Source organism: Luteimonas saliphila (genome assembly GCF_016774335.1).
GTDB lineage: Bacteria > Pseudomonadota > Gammaproteobacteria > Xanthomonadales > Xanthomonadaceae > Luteimonas > Luteimonas saliphila.
The window spans coordinates 179,393-198,596 of sequence record NZ_JAETWA010000014.1 but is presented as its reverse complement, the minus strand read 5'-3'; the positions used below and the strand labels follow the sequence as shown (position 1 = coordinate 198,596).

At 69.8% G+C, this 19,204-nt stretch carries 18 protein-coding genes; 5 read left to right on the top strand and 13 right to left on the bottom strand.

Annotation, left to right across the window (positions count from 1 at the left end):
- Positions 1 to 6: 6 nt before the first annotated feature.
- Genes JMO03_RS03970 through JMO03_RS03960 form a run of 3 tightly spaced genes read left to right on the top strand, consistent with a single transcriptional unit; the run spans position 7 to position 5,013 of the window.
- Complete coding sequence (locus tag JMO03_RS03970) at positions 7 to 363, top strand: glycoside hydrolase family 2 protein (RefSeq protein ID WP_337926354.1); 357 nt, start codon at positions 7 to 9, stop codon at positions 361 to 363.
- Positions 360 to 1,658, top strand: coding sequence for an AGE family epimerase/isomerase (locus JMO03_RS03965; RefSeq protein WP_202840456.1), 1,299 nt, complete (start codon positions 360 to 362; stop codon positions 1,656 to 1,658). The genes JMO03_RS03970 and JMO03_RS03965 overlap by 4 nt, the downstream gene beginning before the upstream one ends.
- Positions 1,659 to 1,662: 4 nt before the next feature.
- Positions 1,663 to 5,013: a GH92 family glycosyl hydrolase gene (locus JMO03_RS03960; protein ID WP_202840454.1), complete on the top strand. Its 3,351-nt coding sequence runs from the start codon at positions 1,663 to 1,665 to the stop codon at positions 5,011 to 5,013.
- A gap of 171 nt (positions 5,014 to 5,184) precedes the next feature.
- On the opposite strand, the gene lolD is transcribed toward JMO03_RS03960, so the two are convergent.
- The 8 genes from lolD to JMO03_RS03920 form a co-directional block, all read right to left on the bottom strand.
- Complete coding sequence (lolD, locus tag JMO03_RS03955) at positions 5,185 to 5,880, bottom strand: lipoprotein-releasing ABC transporter ATP-binding protein LolD (RefSeq protein WP_202840452.1); 696 nt, start codon at positions 5,878 to 5,880, stop codon at positions 5,185 to 5,187.
- 128 nt (positions 5,881 to 6,008) lie between these two features.
- Positions 6,009 to 7,262, bottom strand: coding sequence for a lipoprotein-releasing ABC transporter permease subunit (locus JMO03_RS03950; RefSeq protein ID WP_202840450.1), 1,254 nt, complete (start codon positions 7,260 to 7,262; stop codon positions 6,009 to 6,011).
- Between the two features lie 448 nt (positions 7,263 to 7,710).
- Entirely contained in the window at positions 7,711 to 7,971 is a 261-nt protein-coding gene (locus tag JMO03_RS03945; protein ID WP_202840442.1) for an FAD assembly factor SdhE, read from the bottom strand.
- 169 nt (positions 7,972 to 8,140) lie between these two features.
- A complete protein-coding gene (locus JMO03_RS03940; RefSeq protein ID WP_202840434.1) occupies positions 8,141 to 8,926 on the bottom strand; it encodes a succinate dehydrogenase iron-sulfur subunit in 786 nt (261 codons plus the stop codon).
- A gap of 84 nt (positions 8,927 to 9,010) precedes the next feature.
- The gene (sdhA, locus tag JMO03_RS03935) at positions 9,011 to 10,801 is read right to left on the bottom strand and encodes a succinate dehydrogenase flavoprotein subunit (protein WP_202840433.1); all 1,791 of its coding nucleotides are present in this window, start codon (positions 10,799 to 10,801) and stop codon (positions 9,011 to 9,013) included.
- Positions 10,802 to 10,808: 7 nt separating this feature from the next.
- Positions 10,809 to 11,234, bottom strand: a complete 426-nt coding sequence (gene sdhD / locus JMO03_RS03930; RefSeq protein ID WP_202840431.1) for a succinate dehydrogenase, hydrophobic membrane anchor protein — start codon at positions 11,232 to 11,234, stop codon at positions 10,809 to 10,811.
- Complete coding sequence (gene sdhC / locus JMO03_RS03925; protein ID WP_202840429.1) at positions 11,231 to 11,620, bottom strand: succinate dehydrogenase, cytochrome b556 subunit; 390 nt, start codon at positions 11,618 to 11,620, stop codon at positions 11,231 to 11,233. Before sdhC ends, sdhD begins: the two co-directional genes overlap by 4 nt.
- A gap of 73 nt (positions 11,621 to 11,693) precedes the next feature.
- A complete protein-coding gene (locus tag JMO03_RS03920) occupies positions 11,694 to 11,954 on the bottom strand; it encodes a DUF1674 domain-containing protein (RefSeq protein ID WP_238345874.1) in 261 nt (86 codons plus the stop codon).
- 16 nt (positions 11,955 to 11,970) lie between these two features.
- Here JMO03_RS03920 and ygfZ point away from each other — a divergent pair, with 16 nt between their 5' ends.
- Positions 11,971 to 12,774 (top strand): CAF17-like 4Fe-4S cluster assembly/insertion protein YgfZ, encoded by an 804-nt coding sequence (gene ygfZ / locus JMO03_RS03915; RefSeq protein WP_337926353.1) that lies wholly within the window; start codon positions 11,971 to 11,973, stop codon positions 12,772 to 12,774.
- 153 nt (positions 12,775 to 12,927) lie between these two features.
- Positions 12,928 to 13,437, top strand: a complete 510-nt coding sequence (locus tag JMO03_RS03910) for an OmpA family protein (protein WP_202840424.1) — start codon at positions 12,928 to 12,930, stop codon at positions 13,435 to 13,437.
- A 91-nt stretch (positions 13,438 to 13,528) separates the two neighbouring features.
- Here the strand turns inward: JMO03_RS03910 and JMO03_RS03905 are convergent, their stop codons facing one another.
- The 5 genes from JMO03_RS03905 to JMO03_RS03885 all read right to left on the bottom strand — a co-directional run bounded on the left by JMO03_RS03905 (position 13,529) and on the right by JMO03_RS03885 (position 19,189).
- Positions 13,529 to 15,805 (bottom strand): thiamine pyrophosphate-dependent enzyme, encoded by a 2,277-nt coding sequence (locus JMO03_RS03905; protein WP_202840422.1) that lies wholly within the window; start codon positions 15,803 to 15,805, stop codon positions 13,529 to 13,531.
- A 95-nt stretch (positions 15,806 to 15,900) separates the two neighbouring features.
- Entirely contained in the window at positions 15,901 to 16,542 is a 642-nt protein-coding gene (locus JMO03_RS03900) for a glutathione S-transferase family protein (protein WP_202840420.1), read from the bottom strand.
- Positions 16,539 to 17,090 carry a GNAT family N-acetyltransferase gene (locus tag JMO03_RS03895; RefSeq protein WP_202840418.1) on the bottom strand — a complete coding sequence of 184 codons (552 nt, stop codon included), beginning with the start codon at positions 17,088 to 17,090 and terminating at the stop codon, positions 16,539 to 16,541. The genes JMO03_RS03900 and JMO03_RS03895 overlap by 4 nt, the downstream gene beginning before the upstream one ends.
- A gap of 49 nt (positions 17,091 to 17,139) precedes the next feature.
- Positions 17,140 to 18,303, bottom strand: coding sequence for an acyl-CoA dehydrogenase family protein (locus JMO03_RS03890; protein ID WP_202840416.1), 1,164 nt, complete (start codon positions 18,301 to 18,303; stop codon positions 17,140 to 17,142).
- A gap of 127 nt (positions 18,304 to 18,430) precedes the next feature.
- Positions 18,431 to 19,189 (bottom strand): glycine zipper 2TM domain-containing protein, encoded by a 759-nt coding sequence (locus JMO03_RS03885; protein ID WP_202840414.1) that lies wholly within the window; start codon positions 19,187 to 19,189, stop codon positions 18,431 to 18,433.
- Positions 19,190 to 19,204 lie beyond the last annotated feature (15 nt).

Sequence of the window (19,204 nt, the reverse complement as noted above, 5' to 3'; positions counted from 1 at the left end):
GTCGCCGTGTTCGATCTCGCCGTCGACGGCGAAACACCGGCGCGCGAGATGGTGTACTTCGCTGCCGCGAAGGACATCGCCTGGCCAGATCCCGGCCTGCGCGCGACGTTGCGCGGCGATGGCGATGGCCTCGTGCTCGAACTCGTCGCGGACCGGCTCGCGCGGGCCGCCTGGATCGACTTCGGCACGCTCGACGCCGATCTGTCCGACAACGCGATCACCCTGCTGCCGGGCGAGCCGGTCAGCGTGCGCCTGACCTCCCAGGCTGGCGTCGACGCCCTGCGCGACGCGCTGCAGGCCCGTACGCTGGCCGATGCCACGCCCCTTCCTTCCGAGTCCAGCACGAGACCCGCGACCCCATGACGGTTCCCACCTCCGCGATGCCCGACGCCCCCGCGCATGCCGACTTCCGCAGCGAAGCCTTCCTGCGCCAGCACATCCGCCACACCATGGCCTTCTACCATCCGCGCTGCATCGATCCGGCCGGCGGCTTCTTCCACTACTTCAAGGACGAAGGGCGCGTCTACGATGCCTCGCACCGGCATCTGGTCAGCAGCACGCGCTTCGTCTTCAACTACGCCACCGCGGCGCTCGAGTTCGCGGGCGAGGATCCGGCGCTGCGCGACGAGTACATGCGCGCAGTCCACCATGGCCTGGCGTTCCTGCGCGAGCGCCATTTCGATCCCTCCAGCGGCGGCTACGCCTGGACCCTGCGCGGTGGCGTGGCCGAGGACACCACCCAGCACTGCTACGGCGCGGCCTTCGTGCTGCTCGCGTACTCGATCGCGCTGAAGGCCGGCGTCGAAGAGTGCCGCAGCTGGATGGATGCGCACTGGGACATGCTGGAGACGCGCTACTGGGAGCCTCAGCACGGCCTGTACCGCGACGAGGCCACGCGCGACTGGCGGTTCAGCGACTATCGCGGCCAGAACGCCAACATGCACATGTGCGAGGCGATGCTGGCGGCGTTCGAGGCCAGCCGCGAGCCGCGCTACCTGGAGCGCGCACTGACCCTGGCCGACCACATGACTCGGCGCCAGGCCGCGCAATGCGATGGTCTCGTCTGGGAGCACTACGATGCCGACTGGCAGGTCGATACCGACTACCACCGCGACGATCCGAAGCACCTGTTCCGCCCCTGGGGCTTCCAGCCGGGGCACCAGACCGAATGGTCCAAGCTGCTGCTGATCCTCGACGGCCACCTGCGCGACGCCGGCACGCCACAGCCATGGCTGGTGCCGCGTGCCCGCGAGCTGTTCGACCGCGCGGTGGAGGCCGCCTGGGATCCGGACTTCGGCGGCCTGATGTACGGCTTCGCCCCGGAGTCGCTGCGCAAGGACGTGCCCGGCCCGTCGCTGTCCGACGGCCGCCACTTCATCTGCGACGACGACAAGTACTTCTGGGTGCAGGCCGAGTCGCTGGCCTGCGCGGCGCGTCTGGCGTCGGCCACCGGCGACGCACGCTATTGGGAGTGGTACGACCGCCTCTGGGATTACGCGTGGCGACACATGGTGGACCACCGGTATGGCGCCTGGTTCCGCATCCTCGATCGGGAGAACCGCAAGCATGACGACGACAAGAGCCCGGCCGGCAAGACCGACTACCACACGATGGGCGCCTGCCACGACGTGCTCGCGGTGCTGCGCGGCCGTGGCTGAGCGCATGCGCAATCTTCCCGCCATCCTGGCGCTGCCGCTGCTGGCGCTGGCGACCGCCGCATCGATCGCAGGCGACCCGGCCTTCTCGACGTCGTTCGAGCGCGACGACCCCGCGCCGGCCCAACGCGGCGACGACGGGGCGCGGGTGCGGGTCGGCACCGGGCCCGAGGCGCCCTACGCCGCCCGCGCCGGCATGGGCTACAGCGGCCTGGCCGCGCTGCGCTTCGAGGGCACCGGCGGGCGCATGCGATTGTTCGAGGTCGACATCCCGGTGCAGGCCGATACCCGCCTGTCGTGGATGGTGCTGCCGGAGATCGTCGACGGCAACCCGGTCGCCTCCACCGGTGTCTCGCTCGATCTCGTTTTCGACGATGGACGACGCCTGTCCGCCAGCGAGGTGCGCGACCAGCACGGTGCATCGATCGGCGCGCAGCCGCAGGCCGACTCGAAGACGCTCTACCCGCAGCAGTGGGCGCGCAAGGAGGTCCGGCTCGGCGACGTGCCCGGCGTGTCCGGCCGCCGCATCCGGGCGATCGAGCTGGAACTCGCGCCGGGCGACGGCCACCGGGCCCGCGGCTGGATCGACGACATCGCGATCGAGGCTTCCCGCCCCGCCGACATGCCCCGGCCGAGCGATCGCGTGCTCACCACCCGCGGCACCCAGTCCAACGGCACTTTCTCGCGCGGCAACAACATCCCGGCCACCGCGATGCCGCACGGCTTCAACTTCTGGGTGCCGGTGACCGACGCCGGCACCCTGTCGTGGCTGTACCGCTGGAACGAGCACAACGGCGACGACAACCGCCCGCGCCTGCAGGCGCTGTCGATCAGCCACCAGCCCAGCCCCTGGATGGGCGACCGGCAGACGTTCCAGGTGATGCCGTCCGCGACCAACGGCGTGCCCGATGCCGATCGCGAGCGGCGTGCGCTGTCGTTCTCGCACGATCGCGAACTCGCCCGCCCCCACACCTACCGCGTCGACTTCGACAACGGCATTCGCGCCGAACTTGCGCCCAGCGAACGCGCGGCGATCTTCCGCTTCCGCTTTCCGCAAGGCGCCGACGCCAACCTGCTGTTCGACAACGTCGACGACCGCGGCGGGCTGACGCTCGACGCGCAGGCGCAGGCGCTGCATGGCTACACCGACACCCGCAGCGGCCTGTCCAACGGCGCCACCCGGATGTTCGTCTACGCGCGCTTCGACCAGCCCTGGCGCGACAGCGGCATGCTCGACACGGGCCGGCCCACCGGCTACGTGAAGTTCGCGCCTAGCACGGACGGCGAGGTACGCATGCGCATCGCCACCTCGCTGGTCTCGGTCGACCAGGCGCGGCGCAACCTCGAACTGGAGATCGGCGACGACGGTTTCGAGGCCGTGCGCGACCGGGCGCAGGACGCCTGGGACGCCCTGCTCGGCCGCGTGCAGGTGCAAGGCGCCAGCGAAGACGAGCTGACGACCGTCTATTCCAACCTGTATCGGCTGTTCCTGTATCCGAACGTCGCGCACGAGAACCTCGGCACGAAGGAGCGCCCGGACTGGCGGCACGCCGACCAGAACAGCTGGTCGCAGGACGCACCCGGCGGCGATGCCACGCGCACGTCCGCGCGCATCCTGCCCGGCAAGGTCTACGTCAACAACGGGTTCTGGGACACCTTCCGCACCAGCTGGCCGGCCTATGCATTGTTCGCGCCCACCCGCGCCGGCGAGATGGTCGACGGCTTCCTGCAGCAGTACCGCGACGGCGGCTGGGTGGCGCGCTGGTCGTCCCCCGGCTATGCGGACCTGATGGTGGGCACCAGTTCCGATGTCGCCTTCGCCGATGCCTGGCACAAGGGCGTGCGCGGGTTCGATCCGCACGAGGCCTACGAGGCCGCGCTGCGCAACGCCACCGTCGTGCCGCCGGTGTCGAATGTCGGGCGCAAGGGGCTGGCCCGGTCGATGTACCGCGGCTACGCCGACGCCTCGGTGCACGAAGGCATGTCGTGGACGCTGGAGGGTGCGCTGAACGACTTCGGCCTGGCCACGCTGGCCGAAGCGCTGGCCGCCGAAGACGGGGACCCGCAGCGCGCAGAACGCTACCGCGAGGAAGCCGCGTACTTCCGCGCCCGCGCCACGGACTACGTGCACGTGTACGACGCCGGCACCGGCTTCTTCCGCGGACGCGACGCCGATGGCGACTGGCGCGAACCGGCCGCGCGCTTCGATCCGCGCATCTGGGGCCACGACTACACCGAGTCCAACGCCTGGACCTTCGCCTTCACCGCGCCGCACGATGCCGAAGGCCTGGCGGCCCTGATGGGCGGTCGCGCGGCGCTGGCGCGGCGGCTGGACGAGTTCTTCTCCACCCCGGAAACCGCGCACGAGCGGTTCGCGGGCAGCTATGGCCGCGTGATCCACGAGATGACCGAGGCGCGCGACGTGCGCATGGGCATGTACGCGCACAGCAACCAGCCCTCGCACCACATCCCGTGGATGTACGTGGCGGCCGGGCAGCCGTGGAAGGCGCAGCAGGTCTCGCGCGAGGTGCTGCGGCGGCTGTACCTCGGCAGCGAGATCGGCCAGGGCTACCCGGGCGACGAGGACAACGGCGAGATGTCCGCCTGGTACCTGTTCGCGATGCTGGGCCTGTACCCGCTGCGCATGGGTGCGCCGGAGTACGTGATCGGCTCGCCCGCGTTCGACCGCGTCGACGTGCGGCTCGACAACGGCCGCACGCTCAGCGTGGTCGCGCACGGCAACGGCCCGGAGAACGTCTACGTGCAGTCGCTCACGCTCGACGGCCGGCCGTTGGACAAGGCCTGGCTGCGGCACGCGGACATCGCCGAGGGAGGCACGCTCGAATTCGCCATGGGCCCCGAGCCCTCAGCGTGGGGCAGCGCTCCGGAGGCGCTCCCGCCCTCGCTGACGGAGGCCGGCCGGAAGCCGATGCCGCGCGTCGACCGCAGCGACGTCGCCAGCGTTTCCGTGGCCGGCGCCGGGGCGAATGCCGGTGCGCTGGTCGACGACGATGCCGCCACCTCGCTGCCGCTGCCGCAAGGCGCAGCGGTCGTCCTGCGCTTCGACGCGCCGACCGCGATCGCCCACTACACGCTGACCAGCGGCGCCGGGCCCGTCTCCGATAGCGACTGGGTGCTGGAAGGTCGTGATGCCTCCGGTGCGTGGTCCGCGCTCGACGAGCGGCAGGGCGAGGCGTTCCGCTGGGCGCGGCAGTTGCGGCCGTTCGACATCGCGTCGCCGGGCGAGTATGCCGAGTACCGGATCCGCCTCACCGGCGGGACGGCGGTGGACCTTGCCGAGCTGGAGCTTCAGCAATCCGAACGCACCGGGGAACAGCTGCCCGCCTCCGCGCACTGAGGTGGACGCTGGACGACCGACGTGTACCGGCGCATCCCGGCCGGACGGCGGCGATGCGCAGCATGTGCTGCGCGTGTTCGACCATGAAGGCGGTGACGCCCCTGCGAGGCGCTGCGCGTATCGCGGGCGCAAACGGTGCGATGCGCCGGCCGACTGGCGCCGCAGGAACGATCAGACCGCGTCGCGCGCGAGTTCCCGCAGCTTGCCCTCGTGCAGCTCCACGACGCGGTCCAGGCGGCGCGCGAGGCGACGGTCGTGGGTCACCAGCACCAGGCTGGTGCGTTGCGCGCGGTTGAGGTCGAGCATCAATGTGAACACCGTTTCCGCGGTCTTCTCGTCGAGGTTGCCGGTCGGTTCGTCGCCCAGCACGCAAGCCGGCCGATTGACCAGCGCGCGCGCCACCGCGGCGCGCTGGCGCTCCCCGCCGGAGAGCTCGCCCGGCTTGTGCTCCAGCCGGTGGCCGAGCCCGACCGACTCGAGCAGCGCCCGTGCCCGCCCGGACGCATCCTCGACGTCGCTGCCGCCCAGCAGCACCGGCAGCATCACGTTCTCCAGCGCGGTGAATTCCGGCAGCAGGTGGTGGAACTGGTACACGAAGCCGAGCGCGCGGTTGCGCAGCTGGCCACGGGCCGCGTCCGACAGCGCGCTCATCTTCTGCCCGGTCACGTAGACCTCGCCGGCGCTCGGCGTGTCGAGGCCGCCGAGCAGGTGCAGCAGCGTGCTCTTGCCCGCGCCGGACGCGCCCAGGATCGCGACCGTCTCGCCCGCCTCGACCTGGAAGTCCAAGCCGTCGAACACCGGCGTGCGCATGCTGCCTTCGGCGTAGGTCTTGCCCAGGGTCTCGGCGCGGATGACGTACTCTGGCATCGCATCGTTCCTCTCAGCCATGACGTGCCGTCCCTGGCGTGACCACGCCGGCTTCGGAGCCGCTGGCCTGGCCATCCTTGGCCGGGCGTTCGGACATGCGCGAGGCAGTGCCTCGCAAACGCATGACCTCACTCATACCGCAGCGCCTCCGCCGGCGCGGTGCGCGCCGCGCGCCAGGCCGGGTAGATCGTGGCGAGGAAGGCCATCGCCAGCGCCACCAGGCCGATCGTCACCACGTCGCCGGCCTGCAGGTCGATCGGCAGGCCGGTCACGTAGTACACGTCCTCGGGCATGAGCACGACGTCGAACGCACGCTCGATCGCGCGCAGGATGTGTTCGAGGTTGTAGGTCAGCAGCAGACCACCGACCACGCCCAGCACCGTGCCGATCACCCCGATCAGCGTGCCCTGCACCACGAACACCCGCATCACCCCGCCCGGGGTGAGGCCCAGCGTGCGCAGGATGGCGATGTCGGCGAGCTTGTCGGTCACCAGCATCACCTGCGAGTTGAGCAGCGAGAACGCGCCCATCAGGATGATCAGCGACAGCAGGATGCCGATCATGGTCTTCTCCAGCTTGAGCGCGCGGAACATGTTCGCGTTCTCCATGCTCCAGTCGCTCACGCGGTAGTAGCTGCGGTTCTCGCGCGCCAGCGCCTCGGCGAGGTCGCGCGCGACGTTCCAGGCCTGGTCCATGTCGTGCAGCTTCAGGCGCACCCCGGTGACGCCCTCGCCCATGCGCATCACGCGCTGGGCGTCTTGCATGTTGACCACCGCCAGGCGCCGGTCGAAGTCCTGGTAGCCGGCCTCGAAGATGCCGCTGACGGTGAAGCGCTTGAGCTGTGGCACCGCGCCCATCGGGGTGACCTGGAAGTCCGTGGTCACGACCACCCTGTCGCCCACCCGCGCGCCCAGCCACTGCGCCAGTTCCTTGCCGAGCACGATGTTGAACTCGCCGGGCGCGAGGTCCGACAGCTGGCCCTGCACCATCCACGCGGCCAGCTCCGACACCTGCGATTCGTCCTCCGGCATGACACCGCGGATCGCGGCGGGTTCCTGCCGGCTCGCGCGCAGCAGCGCCTGGGTGTCGATGTAGGGCGCGGCGCCGGACACGCGCGCATCGCGCTTGGCGACCTCGATGGCGTGCTGCCAGCCCTGCATCGCCTCGCCGTCGGCGGTGACCGTGGCGTGCGCGACCATGCCCAGCATGCGGTCCTTGATCTCGCGCTGGAAGCCGCTCATCACCGCCAGCGTGGTGATCAGCACCATCACGCCGATGGCGATGCCCAGGATCGAGGCCAGCGAGACGAAGGAGATGAAGCCGTTGCGACGCTTGGCCCGCAGGTAGCGCAGGCCGATGGCGACGGGGATGGGTCTGAACATGCGGGGACGCCGACGGAGCAGGCGCTATGGTGCCATCGAAGTCCCGCGGCGCGCAGCCCGCCCGGCGGGCGCGGCCAGTCGCAGTTCACGTCGACGCGCGGGCGGCAGGGTGTCGGGCCACCAGGCGCAACGGCATCGGCGACCCCGTGGCCCGCGCCAGCTGGCGAACGCGAGGGGTCCTCGCCATTGCAGCTCGAAGTCCGTTGCGGGCTCGCCATCGACCCGCACCGGCGCCGCATCGCCCCTGAACACGAACGAGCGCGCGGGTTGCCGTGCTTCGCGCCGGAACAGCCAGACGCCATACCCCAGCGCCGCGAGCGCAGCGGGCCACGCCGCCGCGCGCGGCATTTCCGAAGCGAGGAGCGAGCACGCGGCCAGCACGCCGAGCGCGAGGATCGCGGTGAGCAGCCATCGCGAGGGTCGCCATTCGATCCGCGCCTCGGGAACGCTACCCGGGCGGGAGTGCGCGGATGCGGCGGACGAGCGCGTCGAGTTCGGCATCGCTGGCGGCCTCATGGCCCATGAACCAGTGCCAGAGCTTATCGTCCTCGCAATCCAGCAGCCGTAGGAAAACGCCGCGCTCGGCGTCGGAAACAGTCGCCCATTCGCGATCGAGCCAGCGCTCGAACAACTGGTCCAGTTCGCGCATCCCGCGTCGGCAGCGCCAGCGCACGCGGCGGAGCTCTGCGGCGTCGGAAGATGTCGTCATCGTGCGCGGCCTCTGTGGATCACGAACCACACCCACCCTGTCATTTCGAGCGCAGCGAGAGATCTGCTTCGGGCCGCGGAGCGTCCTGCGGAAGGCAGATTTCTCGCTGCGCTCGAAATGACAAACGCGGGGATTCCCGAACGGCCGGCAGTCGCGCCCGAAGGCGCTCCTACCCGTGCCGCGCCAGCATCAGCTGCTTGATCGAGCCGATCGCCTTGGCCGGGTTCAGACCCTTGGGACAGGTGCGCGCGCAGTTCATGATGGTGTGGCAGCGGTAGAGCTTGAACGGATCCTCGAGATCGTCCAGGCGCGCGCCGGTGTCCTCGTCGCGACTGTCGGCGATCCAGCGATACGCCTGCAGCAGCACCGCCGGGCCGAGGTATCGTTCGCCGTTCCACCAGTAGCTCGGGCAGCTGGTGGTGCAGCAGGCGCACAGGATGCACTCGTACAGGCCGTCGAGCCGATCCCGGTCGGCCGGCGACTGCAGCCGCTCGCGGTCGGGCGGCGGCGCGGTCTGGGTGCGGATCCACGGCTGGATCGAGGCGTACTGCGCGTAGAAGTGGGTCAGGTCCGGCACCAGGTCCTTGACCACGCTCATGTGCGGCAGCGGATACACCGGCACTTCGGCCTTGGTGCAGTCGTCGATCGCGCGGGTGCAGGCCAGGGTGTTGGTGCCGTCGATGTTCATCGCGCACGAGCCGCAGATGCCCTCGCGGCAGGAACGGCGGAACGCGAGCGTCGGGTCGACCTCGTTCTTGATCTTGATCAGCGCGTCCAGGACCATCGGCCCGCACTTGTCGAGGTCGACCTCGTAGGTATCGGTGCTCGGGGTCTGGCCGTCGTCCGGGTTCCAGCGGTAGATCTTGAACGTGCGCACGCGCGTCGACCCGGCGGGCGCCTTGAAGTGGCGTCCCTTCCTGATCTTCGAGTTCCTGGGGAGGGTGAATTCGGCCATCGTGAGTCCGTGATTCGTGATTGGTGATTCGTGAAGGCGTGCTGCGTCGGACGTCCTGCTATTCCGAATCACCGATCACGGCTGTCAATACACGCGCGCCTTCGGCGGCACGACCTCGACCTCGTCGTCGAGCGTGTACATGTGCACCGGGCGGAAATCGATCCGGGTGTTGCCGGCATCGTCCAGCCAGCACAGGGTGTGCTTGTGCCAGTTGGCGTCGTCGCGGTCGGGGAAATCCTCGCGCGCATGCGCGCCGCGCGATTCCTTGCGGTTCTCGGCCGAGGTGATGGTCACCATCGCCTGGGCCAGCAGGTTCTGCAGTTCGAGCGTCTCGACCAGATCGGAGTTCCACACCATCGACCGGTCGCTCACGCGCACGTCCGCGAACGATTCGCCGATCTCGCGCACCTGCTTCACGCCCTCGGCCAGGGTTTCCTGGGTGCGGAACACCGCCGCGTGCGCCTGCATCGAGCGCTGCATGCGGTCGCGGATGACGGCCGTGGGCGTGTCGCCGCTGGCGTTGCGCAGGCGATCGAGGTTGGCGACCGCCTTGTCGGTGGCGTCGCCGGCAAGGCGCTTGTGCGACTGCCCCGGCCTGATCGTCTCGGCGCAGCGGTTGGCGACCGCGCGACCGAACACCACCAGGTCGAGCAGCGAGTTCGATCCCAGCCGGTTGGCGCCATGCACCGAGACGCACGCCGCCTCGCCGATCGCGTACAGGCCCGGCACCACGGCATCCGGATCGCCATCCCTGAGCTGCACCACTTCGCCCAGGTAGTTGGTCGGGATGCCGCCCATGTTGTAGTGCACGGTCGGGATCACCGGGATCGGCTGCTTCTCGACATCGACGCCGGCGAAGATGCGCGCGCTCTCGGCGATGCCGGGCAGCTTCTTGTGGATGTCGGCCGGGTCCAGGTGGGTCAGGTCGAGGTGGATGTGGTCCTTGTGCTCGCCGACGCCGCGGCCCTCGCGGATCTCGATGGTCATCGAACGCGACACCACGTCGCGCGAGGCGAGGTCCTTGGCGTTCGGCGCGTAGCGCTCCATGAAGCGCTCGCCGTTGCTGTTGCGCAGGATCCCGCCCTCGCCGCGCACGCCTTCGGTGATCAGGCAGCCGGCGCCGTAGATGCCGGTAGGGTGGAACTGCACGAATTCCATGTCCTGCAGGCCCAGGCCGGCGCGCAGCGCCATGCCGCCGCCGTCGCCGGTGCAGGTGTGCGCGGAGGTCGCCGAGAAGTACGCACGGCCGTAGCCACCGGTCGCCAGCACCACGCCATGGGCGCGGAACAGGTGCAGCGTGCCCTCGGCCATGTCCAGCGCGAGCACGCCCTTGCAGGCGCCCTCCTCGTCCATGATCAGGTCGAGCGCGAAGTACTCGACGAAGAAGCGCGCGTCGTGCGCCAGCGACTGCTGGTAGAGCGTGTGCAGGATCGCGTGGCCGGTGCGGTCGGCGGCGGCGCAGGTGCGCTGGGCGATGCCCTTTCCGTAGTGCGTGGTCATGCCGCCGAACGGGCGCTGGTAGATCTTGCCTTCCTCGGTGCGCGAAAACGGCACGCCCTGGTGCTCGAGTTCGATGATCGCCGGGATCGCCTCGCGGCACATGTACTGGATGGCGTCCTGGTCGCCCAGCCAGTCCGAGCCCTTGATGGTGTCGTAGAAATGGAAGCGCCAGTCGTCCTCGCCCATGTTGCCGAGCGCGGCGGAGATCCCGCCCTGCGCCGCCACGGTGTGCGAACGGGTCGGGAACACCTTCGTCAGGCACGCGGTCTGCAGGCCCTTGTGCGCGAGCCCGAAGGTCGCGCGCAGGCCGGCGCCGCCGGCGCCGACGACGATCATGTCGTACTTGTGTTCGGTAATCGGATACGCGGACGTCATTGCGGGCTCATGCGGTGAAGGCGATGCGGGCGATCGCGTACAGCGAGGCGATGGCGCCCAGCCCGCACAGGAAGGCGACGAAGAGTTGCAGGGCCAGTTCCAGCGCACGCGTGTGCACGTAGTCCTCGATCACCACCTGCAGGCCGAGGCGCGCGTGCCAGAACATCGCGACCAGGAAGATCGCGAACAGGATCGCGTTCCACGGCCGCGCGATGGTCGCGCGCGCGGTCTCGAGGTCCGCGCCGACCAGCGACAGCAGCACCAGGATGAACCACACCACCAGCGGCACCAGGATGATCGCGGTGAGCCGCTGCACCCAGAAATGGTGGGTGCCCGACTTGCCCGAACCGATGCCGCGCGCACGCTCGAGCGGGGTGCGGTAGGGCGCCGCGCGCGAGGTCTCGCCGCCGCCGCCCGGGAAGCCGCCGCTCATGCGCCACCCCGCAGGCCGAAGAACCAGATCAGGCCGGTCACCAGGAAGCCCGCCACGAATACCGCGTACCCCGACTTGTACACGGTCGGGATGTCGAAGCCCCAGCCGGCATCCCACAGCAGGTGGCGGATGCCGTTGAGCAGGTGGTAGACCAGCGCCAGGGTGAAACCGAACAGGAACAGCAGGCCCAGCGGCGAGGACCACTGCCGCGACGCGAACGCGAAGGACTCGCCGCCGATGGCGATCGACATCAGCCACCAGACCAGGGAGATGCCGCCCAGCGACAGCGAGATGCCGGTGATGCGGTGGAGGATGGACATCGTCGTCGTGATCTGCGGCTTGTAGACCTGCAGGTGCGGCGACAGGGGGCGTTCCGGATGTGCCATCGCTGGCTGGTCTCCTCGCTGGCGGCGGTGCCGCGTGGCAGGATCGTGGCCGCCGACGCGGCCCCGCCCTCGTTCAAAAGTCGATGCAGCGGCCGTTCTTTTCCCAGTCTCCGTACCGGGTGGGATCCAGGCGTTCCTGGCCGCCGGTGGGGTCCATCTTCGACGATCCGGGCCGCGTTCCGGACACCACGACCGCAACAGGGCTTTCCATCCCCACCGGATCCGGTCCGGCACCCTGTTCGCCTAAGATGTCATGGTGTTTCACGAGCGAAAGTTTAGTTCCCGCGCCCATGTCCGACAAGCCAATTCCGCCGCATGGCGATTTCTTCACCATTCCGGGGTGGTCGGTCGTGGACTTGCGCGGCCCGGACGCGATGCGCTTCGCGCAGGCACAGTTCATGAGCGACGTGGTGGCGCTCCCGGCCGGCCACTGGCAATGGAGCGGCTGGTTGACGCCGAAAGGCCGCCTGGTCGCGCTGTTCGCGCTGGTCAGGCTCGACGACACCTCGCTGCTGCTGTTGCTGGCCGACGCGGAGCCGCAGGCCTTCGCCGCCGCGCTGTCGCGCTTCGTCTTCCGCAGCAAGGTATCGATCGTCGTCGATGACGGCTCACGTGTCAGCGGCGCGTTCATGGCGTCGGCCGCCGCACGAGGCGCCGCCGTGGCCCGGGATGCCGAAGGCGGGCTGGAGCTGGACTTCGGGACCGCGCAGGACGGCCGCACGCTGCGGATCGGCGCCACCGCCGCGCTGCAGGATGATAGGCTGGCGGCCGAATGGCGGGCCCGGGACCTCGCCCACGGCCTGCCGCGACTGGGCACCGACCACGCCGGGCAATGGACCCCACAGCAGCTCTCGCTCGAGCGCCTGCGCGCCTACAGTGTCCGCAAGGGCTGCTATCCCGGGCAGGAAATCGTGGCCCGCACCCATTTCCTGGGCCAGGCCAAGCGCGGTCTGCAGCGCCTCCGCGCGGACGCTGCCATGCCGTCCGGGGATGTGGTCGCGATGGACGCCCCCGACCGTACCCTCGGGCGCGTGGTGAGCATCGCCGGCCGGGAAGGGCTGGCGGTGATGCCGCTGGAGGCCGGGGCGGGGCCTTTCGCGGTGGACGGCATCCGGTGCTGCCCCCTGCCGCTGCTGGACGGCCTGGCCCGCTGACCTCGGCGCCGTCGCGACACCTGCGGCGGTTGTCGCAATCGCAACCGGTTTGCCTTGCTATGCTCGGCGCGCACGTGGCGTTCCCGCAGGATCGTCGGGGATGGAGCGATTGCGTGAACGCTGCGCGTGCCCACTCCACCTTGCGGGGACCACATGAACTCGAACCTCAGAGCGCCGGCCGTCGCCGGCCTGGCTTTCGTATCCGCCCTCCTGCTCGGCGCGTGTTCCAGCACGCCGGAGCCGGCGTCACAAGCCGCGCCGCCGGCGCCGATACCGCCGCGCGCCTACGTCGAGAAGCTCTCGGCCGATGGCCTGTTCGCTTTCGGCAAGTCCAGCCTCGACGATGCGGTCGGCGGCGAGGCGCTTGCCGAACTCGATGCGCTCGCCGCGAAGCTCGTCGAGCGCAGGCCCCGCGCGGTGCATGTGATCGGCCACAGCGACCGTATCGGAAGCGACAAGGCCAACCTCGCGCTGTCGACCCGGCGCGCCGAAGCGGTGCGCGACCGCCTCGCCGCGCGCGGCGTTCAGGCCGACGTGTTCACGGCCGTCGGCCGCGGCAGCGTCGAACCGGTGGTCGAGTGCGCCGGCGAACGCGGCGAGGCGCTGATCGCCTGCCTGGCGCCCAACCGGCGCGTGGAAGTGCGGGTCGGCTACGCGGAATAGCGCTTGCCGACGCGTTCGGCCCGCACGGGCGACCGCGCGCCGGCGAACTGCGAGCTGCCGGTGCGCCCCGACCCTTGCGGTCCGGGCGCGGTCAGCCTGCGGCCAGCGCGTCCGCCGCGGCGACGATTTCGTCGTCCGACGGGATCACCAGGAACGCGGCGCCCGCCAGCGGGGTGAACGTGTCCGCGCCGACCACGCGCCGGAACGGCCGTGCACGATAGCCGGCTTCGGCGATCGCGGTGACGATGCCCTCGCCGACCCCGGCACTGCGGCGTCCCTCGTCGACCACCAGGATGCGGTCGCATTCGCCGGCATGGCGCGCGATCGCGGCCTCGTTGAGCGGCACCAGCCAGCGAAGGTCGACCACCCGCACCTTCCAGCCGTGCTTGGCTTCGATGGACCGCGCCGCGCGCAGGCTCATCGGCACGCCGTTGCCGAAGGTGAAGACCACCAGGTCCTTCGCGTCCGGGTGGTAGACACGTTCCTCGCCGAACGTCATCGCCTGCTCGGGCGGCGGATAGCCGGTCAGCCAGCTGCCGTCGCCGGGCGCGTGCAGGTCCTTGGCCATGTACAGCGCGATCGGCTCCAGGAACGCGCAGACGCGACCGTCGACCTTCGCCAGCGCCATCATCGTGCGCAGCATGGTCGCGGCATCGTCGCCGCGCGACGGACAACCCACCACGAGCCCGGGGATGTCGCGCAGCGCGGTGATCGAGTTGTCGTTGTGGAAATGCCCACCGAAACCGCGCTGGTACCCGAGCGACGCGATCCGCATCACCATCGGGTTGCGGTACTGGCCGTTGCTGAAGAACTGCAGGCTCGCCGCCTCGCCGCGGATCTGGTCGCAGGCGTTGTGGAAGTAGGCCAGGTACTGGATTTCCGGCAGCGGCAGCATGCCCATGTTGGCGTAGCCCTGGGCAAGACCGAGGATGATGGTCTCGTCGAGCAGGGTGTTGAACACCCGGCGCGCGCCGAAGGCCTTCTGCAGTCCCCTGGTCACGGTGTAGACGCCGCCCTTCTGCGCGACGTCCTCGCCGAACAGCAGCGCCTCGGGATACTTGGCGAACAGGTCGTGCAGCGCCTGGTTGATCTGGATCGCGAGGTGCCGGGGCGGCTGGTGCTCGGGGAGCTTCGCTTCGCCCCCGAAGACCGCCACGCGACGATCCGCGTAGTCGGCGCGCATGGCCTCCTCGCGCACGGCGTCGGGCGAGTACGGCGCCAGCGGCGCCATCACCTCGTCCAGCGTCTGCAGGCGCGGGCGGCGGTCGGCATCCTCCGCGGCGGCGAAGCACTTCGCGCGCGTGGCTTCGTACAGGCCAAGGATCTCCTCCTTCGACATCAGCCCGGATTCCAGCGCGATCGCGGCCGAACGCAGCAGCGGATCGCCCGCTTCCACCGCGCACAACTCCTCGACGCTGCGCCACTCGATCTCGAAGTCGGTGCCGGCATGGCCCATGATCCGCGTGGTGCGCAGGTGCAGGAAGGTCGGGCGGCGCGTACGCCGGCAGTGCTCGACCGCGCGCTGCACCTCGCCGTAGCCCGCGGCCAGGTCGAGGCCGTCGGCATGGAAGTAATCCAGGTCCGGGCGCTGGCCGAAGTTGCGCGCCACCCAGCCGCCCGGCGTCTTCACCGAGATGCCGATGCCATTGTCCTCGCAGACGAACAGCACCGGCGCGGGCAGCTTCTGGTAGGCCGTCCACGCCGCGGCATTGAATGCGGTCTGCGCGGTGGCGTGGTTGCTCGATGCGTCGCCGAACGAACACACCACGATGCTGTCGTCGGGCACCGGCAACGCATGGCCGATGCGCCGGGCCTGCTCGATGGCCACCGCGGTGCCGAATGCCTTGGGCAGGTGCGAGGCGATCGTCGAGGTCTGCGGCAGCACCCACAGCGGCTTGCTGCCCCACACCTTGTGGCGGCCACCGCTGGCCGGATCGTCCTTGGATGCCGCGAACGACAGCGCCGAATCCATCACCGGGTCCATGCCCGGCAGCTTGCGGAAGCGCTCGGCCATGAAGCCGCCGCTGCGGTAGTGCAGGAATGCCGGGTCGGTGTGGCGCGTGAGCCGCGCGACCATCGCATTGCCTTCGTGGCCGCTGGAGCCGATGGTGTAGAAGACCTTGTTCTGCACGCGCAGCACGCGCGCCATCAGGTCGAGGTGGCGGCTGACGAGCTGCGACTCGAACAGCTCGCGGAAGCCGCGGGCATCGAGCGCGCTGCCTTCGAGAATCGCCTCGTCGGCCGCGGGTGTGGCATCGACCTTGCCGCTCCAGGCCTTGACGAACTCGATGAAGTTGACGTCGCAGATCTCGGCGCGGTTGAGGCCCTTCATGCGGGCCGGGATCGGATTCGGGACGGAGGCGAACATGCAGGGTCTTCGTGTGTGGTCGTCTGGTCGCGTGACCCGGCGGATCACGCATTGGCGGGCGGCGCCCGTGCTGTGGAGGCGGGCTGGAGGCCGGCCTACTGGGATTGGTCGAGCAGTGCCTGTACCTCACGTGGCGGCGCCGGCATCGCAACGAACCCGGACGTCGCACGCACGCGCGCCAGCCAGTCGCGCAGCGCCGGGTAGGGGGAAAGATCGAAGCCGCCGTCGCCGGCGACATCGGTGTAGGCGAACAGGGCGATGTCGGCAATGCCGTATTCGGGGCCCGTGAACCATGCATGGCCGCCCAGGTGCCGCTCCATCACCGCGAACGCCTCGTGGCCGCGTTCGCGCAGCTGCGGCAGGTCCGCGCGGCGGGGAGAATCGGGCGGCGTCCAGCCGCGGATGAAGCGCGCCACCGCGACGTAGGGCTCGTGGCTGTACTGCTCGAAGAACATCCAGCTCAGCGCCTGCGCGCGCTGCCAGGGGTCCGACGGCAGGAACGACGTACCCTCGGCCAGCCAGCACAGGATCGCGTTCGACTCGACCAGCACGCGGCCGTCGTCGAGTTCCAGCATCGGCACCTTGCCGTTGGGATTCTTCGCCAGGTATTCCGGCGTGCGGGTTTCGCCCCGGGAACTGTCCACCTCGACCCAGCGGCAGGGCCGGTCGAGCTGTTCCAGCAACAGGCGCAGCTTGTGGCAGTTGCCCGACGTGGAGTAGCCATGCACCGTGGTCATGCGAAGCGCGTCCGGTTGTGCTGCCACTGCGCGCGCGTCTGGCCCCAGACGTCGACCCGCGCCCCATCGAACGGCGCCGGCAGCTGGCCCGGGCCGCGCAGGCTCGAACCCAACCGCTGTGCGACCTGTTGCGAGGCGAGGTTGTCCGGGTCGATGCAATGGATGATCTCGTCCCAACCGAGCTGGGCGAACGCCCAGTCGATCGCCGCGACCGCGGATTCGGTCGCATAGCCCCTGCCCCAGGCATCGCGATGGAAGGCGTAGCCGATCTCCGTCCCCGGCCAGCCGAACGGCTGCCACGGCCCCATCTGCCCCACCCAGCGACCGCTGTCCTTCTCGATCACCGAGAACATCGCGAAGCCCTGCAGCGCCCATGCACCCGGCATCTGCAGGAAGCGCCGCCAGGCGCCGCCGGCGGGCTGGTGCCCGCCGATGTAGCGGCAGGCCTCCTCGTCCGCCAGCAGCTCGGCGTAGCGCGGGAAATCCTCGATCCGCGGCAGCCGCAGGATCAGGCGTTCGGTTTCGAGAACGGGACCGTGATCGGTCATGTCGAGCCCCCGGCCCTGCCCCGCCGCGCGGGGCGGGCGACCACATTGATCAGAACGCGTTGATGCCGGTCAGTTCCCGGCCCACCACCAGTTGGTGCACGGTCTCCGTTCCCTCGTAGGTGATCACCGATTCCAGGTTCAGCGCATGGCGGATCGGGCAGTGCTCGGTGGTGATGCCGGCGCCGCCGAGCAGGTCGCGCGCCTCGCGCGCGATGTCGATCGCCATGCGGCAGTTGTTCCACTTCGCCAGCGACACCTGGGTGGGCTGCATCCTGCCGGCGTCCTTGAGCCGGCCGAGCTGCAGCGACAGCAACTGGGCCGAGGTGATGCGCCGCGCCCAGTCGGCCATCTTGATCTGCGCGCTCTGGGTGGCCGCGACCGGGCGGTCGAACAGGATGCGTTCCTTCGAATAGTTCAGGGCCTCGTCGAGGCAGGCGATGGCGGCGCCGATCGGACCCCAGGTGATGCCGTAGCGCGCCTGCGTGAGGCAGCCCAGCGGGCCCTTCAGGCCCTTGACGTTAGGCAGGCGGCTGGCGTCGGGCACGCGCACGTTGTCGAAGTACAGCGCGCTGGTCACCGACGCGCGCAGGCTCATCTTGTGCTTGATCTCCTGCGTGCTGAAGCCGGCGAAATCCTTCTCGACCACGAAGCCCTGGATGCCGTCCTCGGTCTGCGCCCACACGATCGCGATGTGGGCGAGGTTGCCGTTGGTGATCCACATCTTCGAGCCGTTGAGGACCCAGTCCGCACCGTCCTTCTTCGCGTGGGTCTTCATGTTGCCCGGGTCGGAGCCGCCATGCGGTTCGGTCAGGCCGAAGCAGCCGATCACCTTGCCGGCCGCCATGTCGGGCAGCCAGCGTCGCTTCTGCTCCTCGCTGCCGTAGGCGAAGATGGGGTACATGCACAGCGACGACTGCACGCTGGCGAAGCTGCGCAGGCCGGAGTCGCCGCGCTCGAGTTCCTGGCAGATCAGACCGTAGCTGACGGCGTTGAGGCCGGCGCAGCCGTACTCCTCCGGCAGGGTCGCGCCGAGCAGGCCGAGACCGGCCATTTCCGGGACCAGTTCGGCCGGGAAGCGGCCCTCGTCGAAACAGTCGCCGATGATCGGCAACACCCGCTCGTCGGTGAAGCGGGCAACGGCGTCCTGCACCGCACGCTCCTCCTCGCTGAGCAGAGAGCGGACGTCGTAGAGATCGTAGGGATGCAGGGCCATCGGACGGCTTCGGACAAGGAAGGTTTCATATTGTACGGTCCGCGGCCACGACTGCCGCCCCCTCAACGCCGACGGGCCGGCAAATGCCGGCCCGTCCGGGGACGCCTTGCTTGCGGCGGGCGCGGGATCAGCCGCGGTCGGGCACGTGAGTCGCCGCCATCCGGGTCATGATCTCGCCGTCGATGACCGGCAGCCGGTCGCCCGGATCCTCGTCCATCCGTACCGTGGTCTCCACGCCGTCGTATTCATAGGTGACGTCGTAGCCGATGGTGCGGTCCTCGCTGCCCAGGGCGATCCGGTCGCCCGGCTTGTCGCCGGTGCGCATGGTGCCGGTGGTGCCGTCGGGGTTGCGGTAGGTCACGTTGTAGGCGACCACGCGCGAGGACCGCGCACTGTCCTGGACCGTCCGGCACTGGCGGTCGACGCGTTCGACCACGCGTCCGCCGACATGGCGCCGATCGACCTCGCGGCCCGCGAAGCCGCCGCCGACGGCGCCGGCGACCGTCGCCAGCTTGCGGCCGTTGCCGCTGCCGACCTGGTTGCCGACCAGGCCTCCGATCACGGCGCCGGCCACGGTGCCGCCGACGTTGCCATCGCGCTCCGGCAGGCGCTCCTGCACCACCACGTCCTGGCAGACCTGGCGCGGGGTGGTGGACGTGGTCGTCTCGCGCACCGGTTCGGATCCGATCACGGTGGCGTACAGCTCCGCCTTCTCGGTCACCGGCGTGACCGCGACGACGGAAGCGTATTCGAGCCGACCTGCGCCGGCTTCGACGCCATCTTCCGCGGAGAGCGGGCCCTTGTCGCGGCTGTTGTGGTAGGCACCCACCGCGACGCCACCCACCAGCAGCGACGCCAGGGCGATGGCCAGAGTATTGCTTTTCATCACGCTCCTCCTCGG